The sequence below is a fragment of the Candidatus Scalindua japonica genome (genome assembly GCF_002443295.1).
Taxonomy (GTDB): domain Bacteria; phylum Planctomycetota; class Brocadiia; order Brocadiales; family Scalinduaceae; genus Scalindua; species Scalindua japonica.
In genome coordinates this window covers 202,430-219,109 of sequence record NZ_BAOS01000022.1, presented here as the reverse complement: position 1 = coordinate 219,109, position 16,680 = coordinate 202,430, and the positions used below count along the sequence as shown (strand labels likewise).

Sequence of the window (16,680 nt, the reverse complement as noted above, 5' to 3'; positions counted from 1 at the left end):
ATTATATGTATATGTTGTCTGACCTCTGGGGATTATCATTTTTTCTAACCGTCCTCCATTGTCATAGTTGTAACTGACGGTCTTATTATCCGGTCTTGTTATAAGGGTAAGCTGTTTGTCAAGATTGTAGGTATATATTGTGTTATTGACACTCGTTCCAACGTTTGGAGAGTCGTATTCCTCCTGAAGGTCTACCGCCGTATAGGTAAATAAATGCGGCGGACGTCCGGGCGGTGTGATAGAGGTAAGATTACCGTTTGCGTCATAGGCGTAGTTTACCTCTCTGCCGTCCGCCAGCGTCTCGCTGGTGACCCTTCCCGATAGATCATAATTAAAGCTTCTATTGCTTGAAAGTGGTCCGATTATACCGGACAGGTATCCCTCAGTGTTATAGCTCAGGGTATATACCCTTTCTTTTGCGCCTGTCCCCTGCTTCATTGTCTGTAGACGTCCACGTGTGTTGTATGTGTTGTTAACAGGTTCCAGGGAACCTGACTGTGTCTGCACAATGCGGTCTTTTGAATCAAGGCTTACGGTAGTTGTCCTCCCTGCAGGGGTAGTGGACATAATTTTGTCAGTGTCCGAGTCGTATAACGTACTGTAGATTTCTCCGTTTATATTTACGGTTACGATCTCCGTCTTAAGACTCATAGGATCAGGGACTTCCGTTGAGTCTGGCAATGTTCTGGTATTGAGCGTTACGGTGCGGCCGATATTCTGTATGTATGTCAATCCGTTCGGTGTTATTATGGTATTGTTGCCCGGAAGGTAGAGTTTGTTTCCCCAGCGAGGGTCTTTTGACACTCCTCCCGAATTTATTGTCCCGTCGGGCAGGGTAGTGGTATATACGCCGTCAGGTTTTTTTTCTGTCGTTGTGACCAGTCCCGCCGCGCCTGTATTGGTCTTTGTCATTCCCGTAACTATGGAATCCACCACGCTGTAACTGTATGAACGTCCCATGGCAGAGGTCATGGTTGTTGTATAGTCGGCTTTTGTTCCTGAACGGGACAGGGCCCACGAGCCGCCCGCGGGGTTTGTATCACTGATGAGCCTGCCGAGACTATCATGGATAAAACTGTAAATATTACCTCTCCTGTCTTTCAATGAGGTCAGGAGCCCGTCATTAGTATAGGTCAGTTCTATCTTCTCACCGGCGGGGTTGGTGATATCGGCAAGGTAATCATTGGCATTGAGCGTAAAATTTGTGCGCTGACCGTAAGGGCTGATTATAGCGGCAAGTTTGTCTGAAACTCGCTCTATAGTAGTAACGTTATTGTTGCTGTCTGTAATTGATGAGAGTAGCCCTGATGCATTATACGCGAAGGTGTAAAGCGTAAGACCGCTTTTCGCGTTGACTGTCTTCAGATGTGTCAGGTCAACACTGTCAAAATAGTAGAGTTGTGAGCCTCCCGGCGACGGGATGATGATATCTTTTATATTCGAGTCGGTATTAACATTTTTTACGGTGTCATTTGTTCCGTTTCCGTAGAATACCCTGCCTGATAGCTTGTAGGTGTGATGAATATCAATGCCCCAACCTCCCAGTCCCAGGTCTCTGGCGTCAAATACCGTAGCAACATTTTTCCGCCCCGGTGTCCTGTTACTCTTGTAGTAGAGGCGAAATGACGTGTCGGTTATATCAATGCCCTCACTAAGTATCTGGTTCTGCGCTTCGATGATGGAGCTGCATATTATATCGGAGTCAGCTGACGACAGGTCTCCGCTGCCGCCGCTTCCACTGCATGAGCCGGTGACTGCCGGGCTTCCCCCGCAGTGCCAGCCCGCTTTGATAACGCCCACTCCCGGATCTGACTTTATTATTGAGCCGTCCTCGTTTACCGTCCCTGTTCCAATGATCACAAACTGGCCCATGTCGTGGTCAAACGAGTACATCTTAGTTATCTCACCGGGTCCCAGCCCATCAACGTTTGGTATGGTTATCGGAGCCGGAGGATCAAACACTGCGCCCGGAGGCTGGATAGTGATAATAAAACGCGGCTGCAGTCCGTTTGGCGGCTCCATAGGCACTTTGTCAGCGTTTACCTGCGTAACAGAAATAAAGCCCTCATTGGACCCGTCCGGGAATGTAACTGAATTTTTCTTGATTGTTAATGAAAAACCGGGAATGTTTTCAAGTGTATACTCAACGTCTTCAACGCCGCCTACCCATTGTGTGTTGGTAGTATTGAGGGGAAGCATATATATGGGCATACCCAGTGTGTTCTTCTGTCCGGCCACTGTGACTATCTCAAATGATAAAATCGGATATTCCCCTGTAAACATCGCCGTGCTGCCGTCTGCTATAAGATGAAGCGGGCCTACCGGGACGTTTGATATGAGGAATTGGCCCTCATCATCCGTAACCGCTTCCCGTGTTGTACCTTCAACGCGCATCGTCACACCCGGAACAGGAATATTCGAGTTATCAAGGATGACACCACTGATTCTCGTATTGCCGGGATCACCTATGGCAAGCCCGGACGAAGTGAACACGGCCGGCGGACCGGTATTTCCCACAAAATCGGCGGTAACAACATTATTATTAATCCCTTCCTGTGTCCCCTGTACAAAACTGACAGTGGCACGGCCATCGCTGTCCGTATTGACGACCGATGTTCCTGAACCACTTATAGCGCCTCCGCCATCAGTAACAGTAAATGTTACAGGAACACCCCTGATAACGTTATGACCTTCATCCGTCACCACCGCCACGAGTGGTCTGGATAATGGCGTTAGCACAGCACCGCGCTGGTTGTTGCCGGAACCTATATTAATCTTGCTTGCGGAGCTCTCTGTGGCGGAGGCCGTAAATATTACCTTGCCTGTAAAACCGACTGCAGTCGCCTCTACTTTGTTGTTGCCCTCACCTGATGTTGAACCGAGGTTAAATAGTGCTCCAGCATGTCCGTTTACGTCCGTAACTCCTGCTATTGACAACGCCGCCCCGTTATTTCCTGTCAGTTGTCCATTGTTCCGGGTAACCTTAAATATCACAGTCTTACTTGCCGCGGGGGTCCCGTCTGAGTTTGCCAGTGATACTACCAGGGGTGCGGGAAGAGGTGTGTTTATGATGCCGGTCTGATTATTCCCGGAGACCATTTCTATCTTTTTATTAACCGAGGAGTTAAGTGTAACGTTTATGGCAGCACTGGCTGTGTTGCCGGTCTGGTCTGCGGCTATAGCTGTAATAACATTTTCACCTTCAACCAGAGGTAGGGCTTCGACACTAAAAGTGCCATTCGACACAGATGCTGTAACTCCGTTTACGGCCACAGCGGCATTGCTCCCGTTCACCGTCCCAATGACAATATCATTTATGGTACCCGTAACAGTTATGGGCGATGAGGTGGCCACATACCCGTTCTCCGGTGAAATTATATTTATATTTGGAGCGGTGGAGTCAAGATAGACGGTAATATTGTCCGTATTCACATTATTAGACGAGTCAACGGCCATCGCGGTAATAGTATTAGCGCCTTCTTCAATTGCGATGCCTGAAACAGTATATGTGTTGCCGGTTACAACAACACTCACTCCGTTTACAGTCACAATAGCAGCCGGATTGCTTATGGATCCGGTTACTGTGATCGGCGAACTGCCTACCGTCGAAAGTGTCGCGGGAGATGTGATGGTTACCAGAGGTGGGTCTGATCCGTCGCAGTTTTCATCAATTCCGTTAGCGGGTATGTCCGTGGCGCCGGGATGTATGTTGTTATTGGTGTCATCGCAGTCTGTGCTATTTGAAACATATCCGGAAGGCGGCTCACATGCCATGATGGAATCGCCTGGGTTTCCATATCCATCACTATCAGTATCCGCGTAAAAGGCGGTCATCACTCCCTCATCAACCTGACCGTTGCTGTTATTATCAATCCCATCACATATCTCCAGCGCATCCGGATTTATGGCCGGGTCATTATCATCACTATCTCCGTTGTTTGTAACAAATCCCGAGGGTTGACTGCACGCGTTTGAGACAGAACCCGGGTTTCCGTAACCATCGCCATCCTTGTCCTCATAATACGCGGTTGTCACGCCTTCATCCGTCTGCCCGTCACAGTTGTTATCTATACCGTCACACACCTCTTGAACGCCGGGGTTTATGGAAGGGTCGGTATTGTCGCAGTCTCCCTCATCTTCCGTATATCCATCACCATCGGTGTCACCACTTTCAATTGTCAACTCTACTTCTAATTTATTTAGAATATTGCGTGATTTATCCTTATGCATATTGTGTTTATCACTGCTATTGTCATCATCTCCACTCCGCCCATTTTTCTCCCTCTCCTTTCTATCATCACTTCCATCTTCATGACTTCCGGGATCTCTTTTCCGCAGATAGATTGTGCCCTGATAGAGACCAATCTCAGCGGTGGGAGGCATGAGAACATCTATGTTTATCGAATAGGTCTTGCCCTTTTTTATCTTCTTAATATATGAAGGTGTAACTTTTATATACGGACGGAGTTCGGAGGCGACCTTAAGGAAAACTTTTGATATGGACTTTTTACTCTGAAATTGAACACCTATAGAGAAGTTGCGACCGATCTCCGTATTAAGACCCAGTTTTTCAGGTATCCATCGGACGATACTGTGTCTGTTTTTTTTATGGTTGTTAAGATTTGGTGCCTTATCAGACTTCTTACTCTGGTCCCAACTGTTCTTTTTGTCCTTTGCAAGGCCTGTTGATATGAAAGGGCTGAATATACTGATAAGGAGGACCAGGAGTAGTTGTATTCTGAGTTTACTCATGGCTATCTTCCAACTCCTTCAATTAAGGTATTACGTAATTGAAGATTCATACACAATACGTAACATATATGAAAGCGCCATATACTCTGCAGATAATGAGAAATGTATGTTTTGGGCAGGCATCTTATGTCTGAACATCTAAACAAACCCGTAAAACAAAAAAACCACAGGTGGAGAAGCGCATACACACTTCCGCGTCAGTGGGGATATATTTTCTTAAGGTTGATTGTCTGCAGGGTTCTGGAATTACCAATATTCCCTCCGCACATCCATGTACTGTTAATAAAAACCCTTACGCCGTTAGAATCATTCTAACGTTAGACAACTATCAGGTCGATGTTTAGGGCGTCAATATAGCTCTGGTAAATCCTCATGTCAAGAAAAATAATATTTATATCAATTTAATCTCAAGAAGACAAAATCCAAGCGACATCTGAGGAATTGAATCATAAGTTAATTTGACTCAGACTTTCTGCTCAATATCAAACAGAGGCCCCTGTATCCAAGTGCTGTGACACTCCGGACACTTACCGGGTTTGTGCAGTTTATCTTTGCTAAAGGTAAAGTCACATTTACGGCAGTAAGCCGGTGTGACTACCAGCCGGTAGCCCGCATGCTTAAGGCTCTTGATAAAATGTCTGAGGTCGTCCTCCACATCTTTCTGAGAGACTTCCAGATGCCTGGCGATCTCGACCAGATCCATGGACTTATCACGGAGTAGTTCAATCAGGTCTTTACGTAACATGAAACTTTCCAAATTGATTATTGATATGGACGGCTGCGTTATCTTGTGTAGGTTCCGCGCGTATAATTTATCACGGCATAACTAACCTGGTTATCACACGCTTCCCGGTAAAAATTTTCAATTTCAATGGACAACTTTACAGACGGTCTTTCAAGTATTTTGAATAGATTGGCTACAGACTCCGTGGCCTTTCTAATAGATTGGGCCAGTTTTGCTATCTCTGCCGCTTTGTTCTTTTCTGTCTCTTTTTTGTTCATTTCTCCACCCCTTTTTTTGGAGTGCGGTGACACTGTCACTGCTAAAATACACATCATCAGGTCCACCTACCGTAGAGACAAAGATGATGCACTCCATATTTACAAAATTCAATTCTGAAACCAGTCTACAACGCTACTATATGGGATGCTTCCCCCAAAGATATCCAAAGCACTACCAATAGTCAGGTCAACACGGTCACTACCAAGTTTTTTCACAAGGCCAAGATCCGCAAGGGTTTTAACACCACCGGCATATGTCACGGGAATCGGAGAATATTTCCCCAGGAGTTCAATAAGCTCTGTTTGGATCCCCTCCATTTTCCCTTCAACATCAACACCATGTACAAGAAATTCGTCACAGTGATCCGCAAGTTTATTGAGTATTTCATGGCTGATAACTTCATTCGTAAACTTTTGCCATCGGTCAGTGACGATCCAGAAGTCAGCACCTTTTTTACGACAACTGAGGTCCAGTACCAGCCGGTTTTTCCCGACAGTCCCCTGAAGCAATTTAAGCTTATCCATGTCAATCCGGCCATTGGAAAAGACATATGACGTGACTATTACATGACTGGCACCCGCATCAAGATACATGATCGCATTTTCTGGTGTAATCCCACCACCTATATGGAACCCACCGGGAAATCCATGCAGGGCTGATAGTGCCGCCTCCTTATTGCCAGGTCCCAGTGATATCACATGACCACCGGGAAGATTATCTTCCTTATACATCTTCGCAAAATCTTCAGGAGAACGATCAGTCTCAAAATTAGTCTTGAGTTCCTCCGAATTCTTATCTATAAGGGAACTCCCGATAATCTGCACAACTCGACCTTCACGCAAGTCGATACACGGCCTGAATTTCATATGTATTCCGTTTCCCTCATTCGTTCTCTTATAATAACAGTTTATGCCTCTTTAATAAAACCAAAAAGTTCATCTTTGAGCTTTAAACGATCTTTCTTTAGATCACGAAGATATTCGTCACCGGTAGGCTCCTCATCGCTTTCAATTCGGTAAACGTGTTTATCAATATCTTCATACTGTTTCATTAATTTTGCAAAATGGTTATTTTTAATTTTCAAATCATGGATCTGCTCTTTATATTCGGGAAATTCTTTAATTAAAGGATGATGGCTTAATGGCATTTAAAACCTCCAAAGTAAGATGCATGATTTCAATAAAATAAATTGATAAAACCAGTACAGTATCATGCGGTACTGTGCAGGATTATTTCGTTATTCTCTTTTTATATGAGATTCTTATAATGTCTTTATGTCCCAGGATTCTACATAATCTGATGTTGTTTTGTCAATTGCCGTTATTTTTAGACCTGGAACTTTTTGTATATAGAAATAGATTGAAATATTCTTTCTTGAAACGTATAGTTTCATAATGAAGAAAAAGAGAGTACCTGACAAATCTGATTTAGACGCAATCAGAGATCAAATACTGGATTTTGCATGTACCAGGCATGATTTCAAAACTGAAACGGATAAATTCCTCCGGAATGGCGACTGGAATGGAGTTTTTATAGTTAAGTTCAGAGACAATCCGGAAGAGGAACGATTATATTGCGAAGCTCCTTTAGGTGAACATTTTATGCGATTTGGCATGGATATAGATATCGACGGAGAGATCTGGAAAAATGAGCATGAATCTATCCTCAGGGAAGCATCTGGTTATGATGTAGCTGTTTATCCCATTCCCACTGAAGGAGAAGATCGCAAAAGGCGTTGCCGTTTATTTTCAAAGGCTTGGGTCCCTAATTTCAGCCAACGCATCTTTGGCCTGACATTAACCAATCTTTTAGATTGTAAAAAGGCTGTAATGTTGACACTTTTAAGAAAGAGAGGGTAATTCTTATGAATTGGTATAAGCTCAAGCAGTTGTTAATTATTGGTTTTTTACCATGTATAGTCATCGGATTGATGACAGAAAAGGCACTAACGCAGGAAAATATATCAGTCTCTACAGGTAAACAAATTTCTATTGAGTATACGCTCAAACTGGAAGATAAGTCTGTAGTAGATTCAAATGTCGGAGCAGAACCGTTAACCTTTATTCAAGGGTCTCATAACATTATCCCCGGCCTGGAAGAGTCTCTGGATGGTATGAAAATCGGAGAGAGTAAACAGATAACTGTTGAACCGGAGAAAGCTTATGGGGCTGTAAATGAGGAGTCGGTAAGTGAAGTTAAAAAGGAACAACTTCCACAAGACTCAATTAAAGTCGGTATGGTACTGCAGGGCCAGAACCCTGATGGACAAGTTATTATTGCCCGAATAGTAGAAATAAAGGAAAATACCGTAATGCTGGATTATAACCATCCTCTGGCTGGTAAAACACTTTATTTTGACATAAAAATTCTGGATGTAAAGGATGCACCGAAATCGGAACCGGCCAGTTAATACTTCGAAGTAAGAGTTAAAAATGGGTTCAGTCTTTCAGAAATTTGATTGCGCGTTTTTCCGACCAGTAACTCTTATCTTTATTAAATTGTATAAAACCGACATGCCCACCTGATCTGGGGATCTCTAAATAGACGTATTTGCTATTTGAGGTCTCGTTTACCGGGTAACAACCATCTGCAATAAAGGGATCATTACTGGCATTTACCATTAATGTCGGGATTTTAATTTCCGGAATAAATTGTTTACTACTACATTTTTTCCAGTAATCTTCCGCATTATTAAAGCCATGAAGTGGCGCTGTGTACCGATCATCATAATCTTTAAAATTCTTTATTAAATTGTAGTCATCATCGTTTATCTGGTTGGGCATTATTTTCATTTTATCCTTGATCTTTTGATGCAGAGTTTTCAAAAATCGTTTCATATATATTTTATTCTTAAATCTGGCAAGTTCCTGAGTACTCGCTTTCAGATCACATGGGACCGAAAAAACAACAGATTTTACTATTTTACTCTCTACCTGGCAGCCTTTATTACCAAGGTAAAGAAGTGTCAGGTTCCCCCCCATACTGAACCCTATTAACACAATCTCTTTATAAGACCCAGCCTTTACTGCATGTTGAATTACAAATTCTAAATCATCGATGGTACCGCTATTGTAAAAACGTAACTGGCGGTTTATCTCTCCGGAACATGACCTGTAATTCCATGCCAGAGCATCCCAACCATTTCGGTTAAGAATCTTCACCATTCCAACGACATAATTACGATGTGAACTTCCCTCTAAGCCATGAGAAATAATTGCTAATTTATTGCTGCCAATCTTCGACCAATCAATATCTAGAAAATCATCATCCGGTGTGAAAATACGTTCCCTCTGATAAAAGCCGGTATCAAATTTCCTGAAAAGCGTAGGGTAGATTGATTGGATATGTCCGTTTTGCAGGAACAATGGAGGACAATAATTAGATCTGTGTATTAATGGCATTTTATTATTTTTCTTTTATTTACTTGTATCCGTATACAAACATAGCATAATATATTGATATGAGTAAAATAGAAAAACTAAGTCTGGCTGCAGGTTTGTTCTTTGGTGCTACCGGTGTTATCCTGAGTGCAATAGGCAGTCACTCCATGGAAGGATATCCGGCAGAAGCACTGAAATCTTTTCAGATAGGAAACAGATACCAGGTTTACTATGCTCTGTTTTTACTGATATCAGGATTACTGCATAGCAGATGTCCGGGAAAATTAATGAACCTCTCTATCTTCTGTACCATAGCGGGTACAGTGCTGTTTTCAGGTTCAATCTATTTACTCACACTTGCAAATATCAAGGTTGGAATGATCACACCAATAGGAGGCATGCTTTTGGTATCAGCATGGATATTGTTACTAATACAGGTATTATTGACAAAAACTCAATCTAAACAGATTCCCTCTCCATAAAAAAGGGCTTGACCCCCAAGAATTATGTTTAAAGATTTATTAGACTTACAGACATACAGTAATGCGACAGTGCTTATACCGGTTGTGTTTTGTTTTCGACTGGCAATGCTAATATCCATTTGTCAAGCCCTTTAGAGTGATTTTTATTATTTCGAGCCTCGTTCAATGGCTTTTCCAGCTTTACCTTAATATCTCTATCGCCAGCTGTTTTAATGAAATCTTCTATGGCCTCTCTCACATCATAATCAATACTATAGCATTTTCTAAGATCAATAGTCAGGATGACTCCTTCAGGTATCTTGTCAAATTCCTTTACTATTGCTCCCTTATTTAAAAAGTTGACGTCTTCAGCCAGTGTCATTCTTAAGTGCTTTCCATCTTTGTCGAACTTCATATGTAAGAAATGAGAGTTTTTGTAGTTACGGAGCAAGACGACAGCGGTACCTACACAAACCCCAATGCCAAGCCCCACAAGTAAATCAACAAATATAATTCCAAAAATAGTGACAACAAACGGCAGGAATTGGTCCCATCCCAGTTTATATGTCTGTACAAATAGAGAAGGTTTAGCTAATTTGTACCCAACCATTATTAAAATGCACGCAAGGGCAGATAGGGGAATAAGATTAAGTACACTTGGAAGTAGCGCGACACATATCAACAGGAAAAGCCCATGAAAGATAGCAGATAGTTTCGATTGCGCTCCAGCTTGCATATTGGCAGAACTTCTAACGATTACCTGTGTAATCGGCAAACCGCCAATCATCCCGGATACTATGTTTCCGGTACCCTGGGCAAACAGCTCGCGGTTGGTTGGCGTAACCCTCTTGTGGGGATCCTGTTTGTCAGTAGCCTCCACACATAAAAGTGTTTCTAAACTGGCGACAATCGCAATCGTGACACCTAAAACATAAACCTCTTTGTGGAATAACCCGTGGATATCCGGAAAAGTAAATTGACTAAAAAAAGAGGAGATTCCACTGGCAACTGGGACACTCACCAGATGCTCCGGATCAACGGGAGCTATGAGCTGGCAGCAAATACCAACCGCTACCACAACTATTGGTCCTTGTATTAATGTAAACACTTTATGTTTCTTCATCAGATACAATTCCCACAACAACAAAATCACTACTGAAATAAAAGCAATTCCTACTTCCGCAAATGCGTGAGGTATCTGTTTTATGATGATGATGATACCAATGCCCGCAAGCATTCCTTTTATAGCCGACGAGGGGAAAAAATAACCGATAATACCTGCTCTGACTAAACCAAGCATTATTTGCAGCACTCCCCCAATGACAACGGCAAGTAGAAACGTTTCGAAAGGAGTTGTTTGTAGCGCTTCAAATACGACTACCGCAAGGCCTGCCGCCGGGCCACTGACCCCAAGCCTGGAACCGCTCAAGGCACCTACAAGTACCCCCCCTAGTATCCCTGCAATAAGGCCTGCAAACAGGGGGGCTCCGCTCGCCAACGCAATGCCAAGGCAAAGCGGTAGTGCCACAAACAGTAACACAATACTTGCCGGAATGTCTTGTTTGAGATGAGAAAGAATCCCATCTTTTGCTCTTCCACTTTCACCCATATATACGACCTCCAATAAATTGCTACTATCTTAACTAAACCACTCTGGACTGAAAGTCCAGGAGTTCAAAGTACGGACAAAAAATTCTATTATTCCGGTGGAAAACCTACTGTAAAACTAAAAACGGTATAGCTTCTGTGTCTGTTCTTTAGTTAGCTTATTGTCAACAGATTTTTTATAAAACAGCTGAAAGTCTTGCACAGAAAGTGCATAGTTTTAAACTAGCGTGCTCATACAATAAAAATGCAACTGTCGACAAATACAATTCTATTAATAATAAATCTGTCCAATAGAGGAACATATGAAAAAACCCACCAATCAAGGTGGGTTTTTTCAATCCGCATTATTCAGGACATGTACAAGTTGAACTTTTTAGAATTTGCATTCACGAAGATCTTACTGATCAATGCAGAGCCCTTATGATCAAATTATTAGCTGACTAAGTCCTTTTTGAAGTCCTCTTTTATCGTGAATGCAAAGTTCAGTCTTGGTCGCAGGTATATAAACCAGAATGCTACGCCTGCCAGAACAACTCCCCCCAAAACATTTCCTATAAATACAGGAAATTGATTGATAACAAAGAACCCTTTCCAGGTAAGATTGGATAGGTCTAATGTTTTTCCCGCCATCTTTTCCGCAGCAGCAACAACTTCCGGTTTGCTCTTTAAAATAATGCCCATCGGAATAAAATACATGTTTGCGACTAAATGCTCAAATCCACTGGCAACGAAACCGCCAATTGGAAATATAAGTGTCATTATCTTGTCAGCCACATTTCTTGCACTGAAACATACCCATACTGCCATACATACCATCGCATTGCAGAGCACTGCCTTTGAAAAGGCAGTGGTAAAAGTTAAATTAACCTTCTTGTTGGCAATAAGAAGTGCCTTTGCACCAACCATATAATCATAGAAAGAAAATTGTTGCGCTTTATACACAATGAAAACAACTAATAGACTTCCTATGAAATTCCCAATCAATGATATAGTCCAGTGATCAAAGATCCTCTTGGTTGTAATCCTTTTTTCCAAATACCCAATAAAAATCATACAGTTACCCGTAAAGAGCTCCGCACCGCCTACTACAACCATTATCAGGCCAAGACAGAATACAATAGCCCCGACTACTGCCGTAAGCCCGGAGTGTAGTGCGGAATCACATATGACTAGGGTAGCAAATTGAGCACCCAGCGCTATAAAAGCACCGGCATTAATACCCAGTAAAAATGTGTTCATGGCAGAATCTTTTGCCTTTACACCAGCTACTGCGTCAAGCCGTGCTGCAATTTGTGGGGGTGAATAGGCGTCTATATCATAAACAACCTTGCGGCTTTCTGGGGCTTTAACAGGTTTTGCCACCTCTGTTGCACTGACAGTTTTCCTCCTTTTAACAGGTTTAGCTACCTCTGTTGTCCTGACGGTTTTCCTCCTTTTGACAGGTTTAGCTATTTCTGTTGTCCTGACGGTTTTCCTCCTTTTGACAGGTTTAGCTACCTCTGTTGTCCTGACGGTTTTCCTCGTTTTAACAGGTTTAGCTACTTTTGTTGTCCTGATAGTTTTCGTCGTTTTAACAGGTTTTGCAGCCTTTGTTGTCTTGACAGTTTCCGTCGTTTTAACAGGTTTTGATGCCTTAGCAGCTTTTCCAGTCTTTATTTCCGCCATTTTGACCTACTTTCTTATTTCTTTGCTGTTCGTAAAAATACAAACCAATATACACCTGCAACTAATATAATACCGCCAAATAAGTTTCCAAGGACAACGGGAATCAAATTATCAACTATGAACCCTTTGCCGATGGTAAGATTCGTAATATCTAAAGGTCCTCCATTTACCCGTTCAACAGCCTCCATTACGAAACGGTTGCCTTTCAAGATAATACCCATCGGGATGAGCCACATATTCACTACGCAGTGCTCGAAACCACACGCTATCAGACATGATATTGGCCATAGTAATGATAACACCTTATCCAGGTTATTTCTGGCGCTATAACACAACCAGATACCCAGACATACCAGAACATTACAGAGAACCCCTCTCGCAAAAGCAACACCAAATGTAAGATGAACCTTATCATTTGCAGCAATGACAATTTTGGCTCCAAGCAGGTGGTTATTGGCTGTCCACTGTGCGGAAATGTATATCCAGAACACGATACTCAATGCGCCTATAAAATTTCCGATAAAAGCGATAACCAGATTCCTGGTAAGATCACCACATCTAATTTTTCCAGCAAAAAATGACATGGCAATAATACAATTTCCCGTGAAAAGCTCTGCACCCGTTATTACGATCAGGACTAAAGCCATGGTAAAGGTGACACCGCCAACTAACGCATTTAAACCGAAACTGGAGGTTGCTGTATGTGTTACCATCATCATCAACTGTGCGCCTAAAGCAATAAAAACACCGGCAAGAATACTGAGGGCAAGAGTTGTCAGGAAACTCATATTTGCTTTTGATATTCCCACCTGTCCTACTCTGTTTGCCATCATTTTGGGAGCATATGCATCGATATCAATGAATGGCGTGTTGGCTAGCTGAGCCGTGCTCGAAATGCCTTTTTCTTCCTTCTTGTCCTGTTCAGACATAATGATGTACCGCCTTTCGCAAACAACAATTTATATACAAAAAAATCAAGGTATTGATTGGGTACTTAATTGAAACTTGTAGTAGTTTATACAACAAAAAACACCTGTCAAGTTAAATAAATTGAGTAGCAAATTTAATGCCTAGATTTTAATAAAGTACTTGCTAATTATTATCAGCTGAAGTTTTATATATCTCGACAAGTACTTTTGCATATGCAAAATGAGTCATAATTGCCAACGCTAAATCCACTTAATAACACAACTTTAAAAAACTTATGTAAATATAAAAGCTGAGTTTGTAATTAGTAAAAGAATCCCTCACATTTAAATTTATACCGCACAATATAAAAAAAATTATTAAAAATTATTATAAAACCTGAAATGCTTATCCTGGAAAGATGGCGTCTTATTTCAGCCATATCACCGTATGTCCTAACACTTCTCTAAATAAAATATCTAATCTTCTCGCTTTATTTCTATATGCCTATATAAAAAGAAGTTGCACGTACATATTCTATTCTTTTTTGTTTATTACAAAAATAGCTGATGGCATTAGAGGTGCAAAAAAACAATTATTAACAATGGTTCATATTAGCCTTTTTTCAATGAAAAGTATTTTTATTTCCGGACTATCTAAGGAATCTTAAAAACCCGCATAATCAAGAGTTGTTCGTAGACACAAGGATTTCTCCTTATAGCTCGATCCAGTAGAAACCTTTCAGAAGAGAAGCATAATGGAAATCAAGACAAAGAAATTGTTGAAAACTAAAGGTAAAAAAAGTAGACATATGACGCAAAATAAGGTAGTCATATTAGAAGAAAAAAACATTTTAACGTCTCTAAATTAAACAAAAGCAATTTTCTAAACTTTTTATAAGGAGCAGAACGATGTCTTTAAAAGCTGGTTCTTATGGCTTTGATACAAATTCCGGAAATTTGTATGTTTATACTTTTAAGGAAGGTTTACTGAGTAAATTAGCACATGACTTGCTGATCGATGTTACTGATTTTAAAGTTAATTTAGATGTACCGGAAGCGGGTTTTGAATCAGGAAGCATGGAAATGCAGGCTCAGGGAAACTCACTAAAAGCAATTTGTGCACTGAAAGATGGGGAGAAGACAGACGCGTTAAAAGAAAAAGATATAGCGGATATTGAGAAAGATATTGGCGCCAAAGTATTGCATCCTGATAAATACCCTACTGTCAATTTCAGCTCTAAATCTATTCAGGGAAAAGAAGGTGGATATAGAATAAATGGAGATTTAAGTTTACACGGTGTTACCAAATCCATTGATTTTGATATAGACACCAGTGGAGGAAATTTAAAGGGAATGATTACATTACAGCAGAAGGACTATGGGATAAAACCATTCAAAGCGATGATGGGCACTTTGAAGATAAAAAATGAAATTAATATTGGCTTTGATTTGTCAATAAGCTGATTTTGGTTTTACAATATAACGTAGTTAAGCATATATGGGCAATACACGAATTGCCCCTACTCATTGTTATTTGACCATTCTTTGATTTTATATTCTATCTTTCTTGTAGAGATACCAAGTATTTTTGCCGCTTTAGACTTACTTCCATTCGTCGTCTGAAGCGTGTCCAGAATTACCTTCTTCTCTACCTCCTTCATCGTTGTGCCCGCAGGGATACGAAATGTGTCTTTTCTCGCCTTTTTTATACTCTGACTTATATTTGACGGAAGATTGTCCGGCTCGATAAATTCATTCCTTGCCATTACCACCGCTCTCTCAACCGCATTTTCAAGCTCTCTTACATTACCGGGCCAGTCATAATTATGTAAAATCCTGGCGCACTGAGGACTAAATCCCTTAATGTCCTTCTTGTTCTTTGCTGCGTATTTTACCAGAAAATTATCTGTCAACAACCCGATATCCTCTCTTCTTTCTCTTAATGTCGGAAGCACAAGATTGATTACATTTAAACGGTAGTACAGATCCTCTCGAAACCTTCCCTCTTTGATCTCTTCCTCCAAATCCTTATTCGTCGCCGCTATTATCCTCACATCCGACTCAAGTGTTGTCTCCCCACCGACTCTCTCGAAACATCCTGTCTCAAGCACCCTTAATAGTTTTATCTGTACATGTGAATTCAACTCTCCTATTTCATCAAGAAAAAGACTACCACCATCCGCCAACTCAAAACGGCCGCGCCTCTCACTCACCGCACCGGTAAATGCACCTTTCTCATGACCAAATAATTCGCTCTCCAATACCCCCTCAGATAACGACGCGCAATGAAGCGCCACAAACGGCTTGTCACGCCTCTCACTATTATAATGTATAGCATGGGCCACCAGTTCCTTGCCAGTTCCGGTCTCCCCATATATTAACACCGTAGCCGCTGCCGGTGCAACCTCCGTAATTGTCTTAAATACATGCTGCATCTCCGGAGTATTGCCTATTAGCCCGGAAAATCCATACTTATCATCCAACTGCTGCCTCAGCTCACGGTTCTGTATTATTAAAAGCTGCTTTTCCCATATCTTCTTAAGGATCAATTCCAGTTCATCAATGTTTACCGGTTTGGTCAAGTAGTCATCAGCACCCTTCTTCATCGCATCAATCGCGGTTTGTAGAGAACTGAACGCCGTTATCATTATTATCGGTATGTCGGCATCTTTCTTCTTAACCTTCTCTATAATCGTAAATCCACTGATATCCGGCAGTTTCATGTCCGTAATTACTATATCAAAATGATTAGTTTCGATTAAATTCAGTGCCTCATTGCCCGTATATACACAGATGGTATCATAACCATCCTGTATCAGGATTTTCCTCAGGCCGTCGGCTGTATTTTTATCGTCATCTACTAATAGTATTCCTGGTTTTTTCATTTTATATTATCTGCAATT

At 41.6% G+C, this 16,680-nt stretch carries 14 protein-coding genes; 4 read left to right on the top strand and 10 right to left on the bottom strand.

Going from position 1 to position 16,680, the window contains the following annotated elements; all coding sequences use genetic code 11:
- The 5 genes from SCALIN_RS12885 to SCALIN_RS12865 all read right to left on the bottom strand — a co-directional run.
- Positions 1 to 4,752: MopE-related protein (locus SCALIN_RS12885; protein WP_203415476.1), on the bottom strand; the 4,752-nt coding region annotated here is incomplete at its 3' end.
- A 463-nt stretch (positions 4,753 to 5,215) separates the two neighbouring features.
- The gene (locus SCALIN_RS12880) at positions 5,216 to 5,497 is read right to left on the bottom strand and encodes a transcriptional regulator (protein WP_096894879.1); all 282 of its coding nucleotides are present in this window, start codon (positions 5,495 to 5,497) and stop codon (positions 5,216 to 5,218) included.
- 38 nt (positions 5,498 to 5,535) lie between these two features.
- Complete coding sequence (locus SCALIN_RS12875) at positions 5,536 to 5,811, bottom strand: hypothetical protein (protein WP_133111884.1); 276 nt, start codon at positions 5,809 to 5,811, stop codon at positions 5,536 to 5,538.
- Between the two features lie 51 nt (positions 5,812 to 5,862).
- Entirely contained in the window at positions 5,863 to 6,621 is a 759-nt protein-coding gene (hisA, locus tag SCALIN_RS12870; RefSeq protein ID WP_096894877.1) for a phosphoribosylformimino-5-aminoimidazole carboxamide ribotide isomerase, read from the bottom strand.
- Between the two features lie 41 nt (positions 6,622 to 6,662).
- Complete coding sequence (locus SCALIN_RS12865; protein WP_096894876.1) at positions 6,663 to 6,902, bottom strand: HP1242/YdcH family protein; 240 nt, start codon at positions 6,900 to 6,902, stop codon at positions 6,663 to 6,665.
- A gap of 247 nt (positions 6,903 to 7,149) precedes the next feature.
- Here SCALIN_RS12865 and SCALIN_RS12860 point away from each other — a divergent pair, with 247 nt between their 5' ends.
- Positions 7,150 to 7,614, top strand: coding sequence for a hypothetical protein (locus SCALIN_RS12860; protein WP_096894875.1), 465 nt, complete (start codon positions 7,150 to 7,152; stop codon positions 7,612 to 7,614).
- Between the two features lie 5 nt (positions 7,615 to 7,619).
- Positions 7,620 to 8,165: an FKBP-type peptidyl-prolyl cis-trans isomerase gene (locus SCALIN_RS12855; RefSeq protein ID WP_096894874.1), complete on the top strand. Its 546-nt coding sequence runs from the start codon at positions 7,620 to 7,622 to the stop codon at positions 8,163 to 8,165.
- Between the two features lie 28 nt (positions 8,166 to 8,193).
- Here the strand turns inward: SCALIN_RS12855 and SCALIN_RS12850 are convergent, their stop codons facing one another.
- Positions 8,194 to 9,156 carry a YheT family hydrolase gene (locus tag SCALIN_RS12850; protein WP_096894873.1) on the bottom strand — a complete coding sequence of 321 codons (963 nt, stop codon included), beginning with the start codon at positions 9,154 to 9,156 and terminating at the stop codon, positions 8,194 to 8,196.
- 59 nt (positions 9,157 to 9,215) lie between these two features.
- Between SCALIN_RS12850 and SCALIN_RS12845 the strand changes: the two genes are divergently transcribed.
- Positions 9,216 to 9,617 (top strand): DUF423 domain-containing protein, encoded by a 402-nt coding sequence (locus SCALIN_RS12845; RefSeq protein WP_096894872.1) that lies wholly within the window; start codon positions 9,216 to 9,218, stop codon positions 9,615 to 9,617.
- A 73-nt stretch (positions 9,618 to 9,690) separates the two neighbouring features.
- On the opposite strand, the gene SCALIN_RS12840 is transcribed toward SCALIN_RS12845, so the two are convergent.
- From SCALIN_RS12840 to SCALIN_RS12830, 3 genes are all read right to left on the bottom strand, one after another.
- Entirely contained in the window at positions 9,691 to 11,205 is a 1,515-nt protein-coding gene (locus SCALIN_RS12840; protein WP_203415475.1) for a SulP family inorganic anion transporter, read from the bottom strand.
- A gap of 431 nt (positions 11,206 to 11,636) precedes the next feature.
- Entirely contained in the window at positions 11,637 to 12,869 is a 1,233-nt protein-coding gene (locus SCALIN_RS12835) for a formate/nitrite transporter family protein (protein ID WP_096894871.1), read from the bottom strand.
- Positions 12,870 to 12,883: 14 nt separating this feature from the next.
- Entirely contained in the window at positions 12,884 to 13,798 is a 915-nt protein-coding gene (locus SCALIN_RS12830; protein WP_096894870.1) for a formate/nitrite transporter family protein, read from the bottom strand.
- A gap of 888 nt (positions 13,799 to 14,686) precedes the next feature.
- Between SCALIN_RS12830 and SCALIN_RS12825 the strand changes: the two genes are divergently transcribed.
- Positions 14,687 to 15,241 carry a YceI family protein gene (locus SCALIN_RS12825; RefSeq protein ID WP_096894869.1) on the top strand — a complete coding sequence of 185 codons (555 nt, stop codon included), beginning with the start codon at positions 14,687 to 14,689 and terminating at the stop codon, positions 15,239 to 15,241.
- 56 nt (positions 15,242 to 15,297) lie between these two features.
- On the opposite strand, the gene SCALIN_RS12820 is transcribed toward SCALIN_RS12825, so the two are convergent.
- Positions 15,298 to 16,662 (bottom strand): sigma-54-dependent transcriptional regulator, encoded by a 1,365-nt coding sequence (locus SCALIN_RS12820; protein WP_096894868.1) that lies wholly within the window; start codon positions 16,660 to 16,662, stop codon positions 15,298 to 15,300.
- Between the last annotated feature and the right edge of the window lie 18 nt (positions 16,663 to 16,680).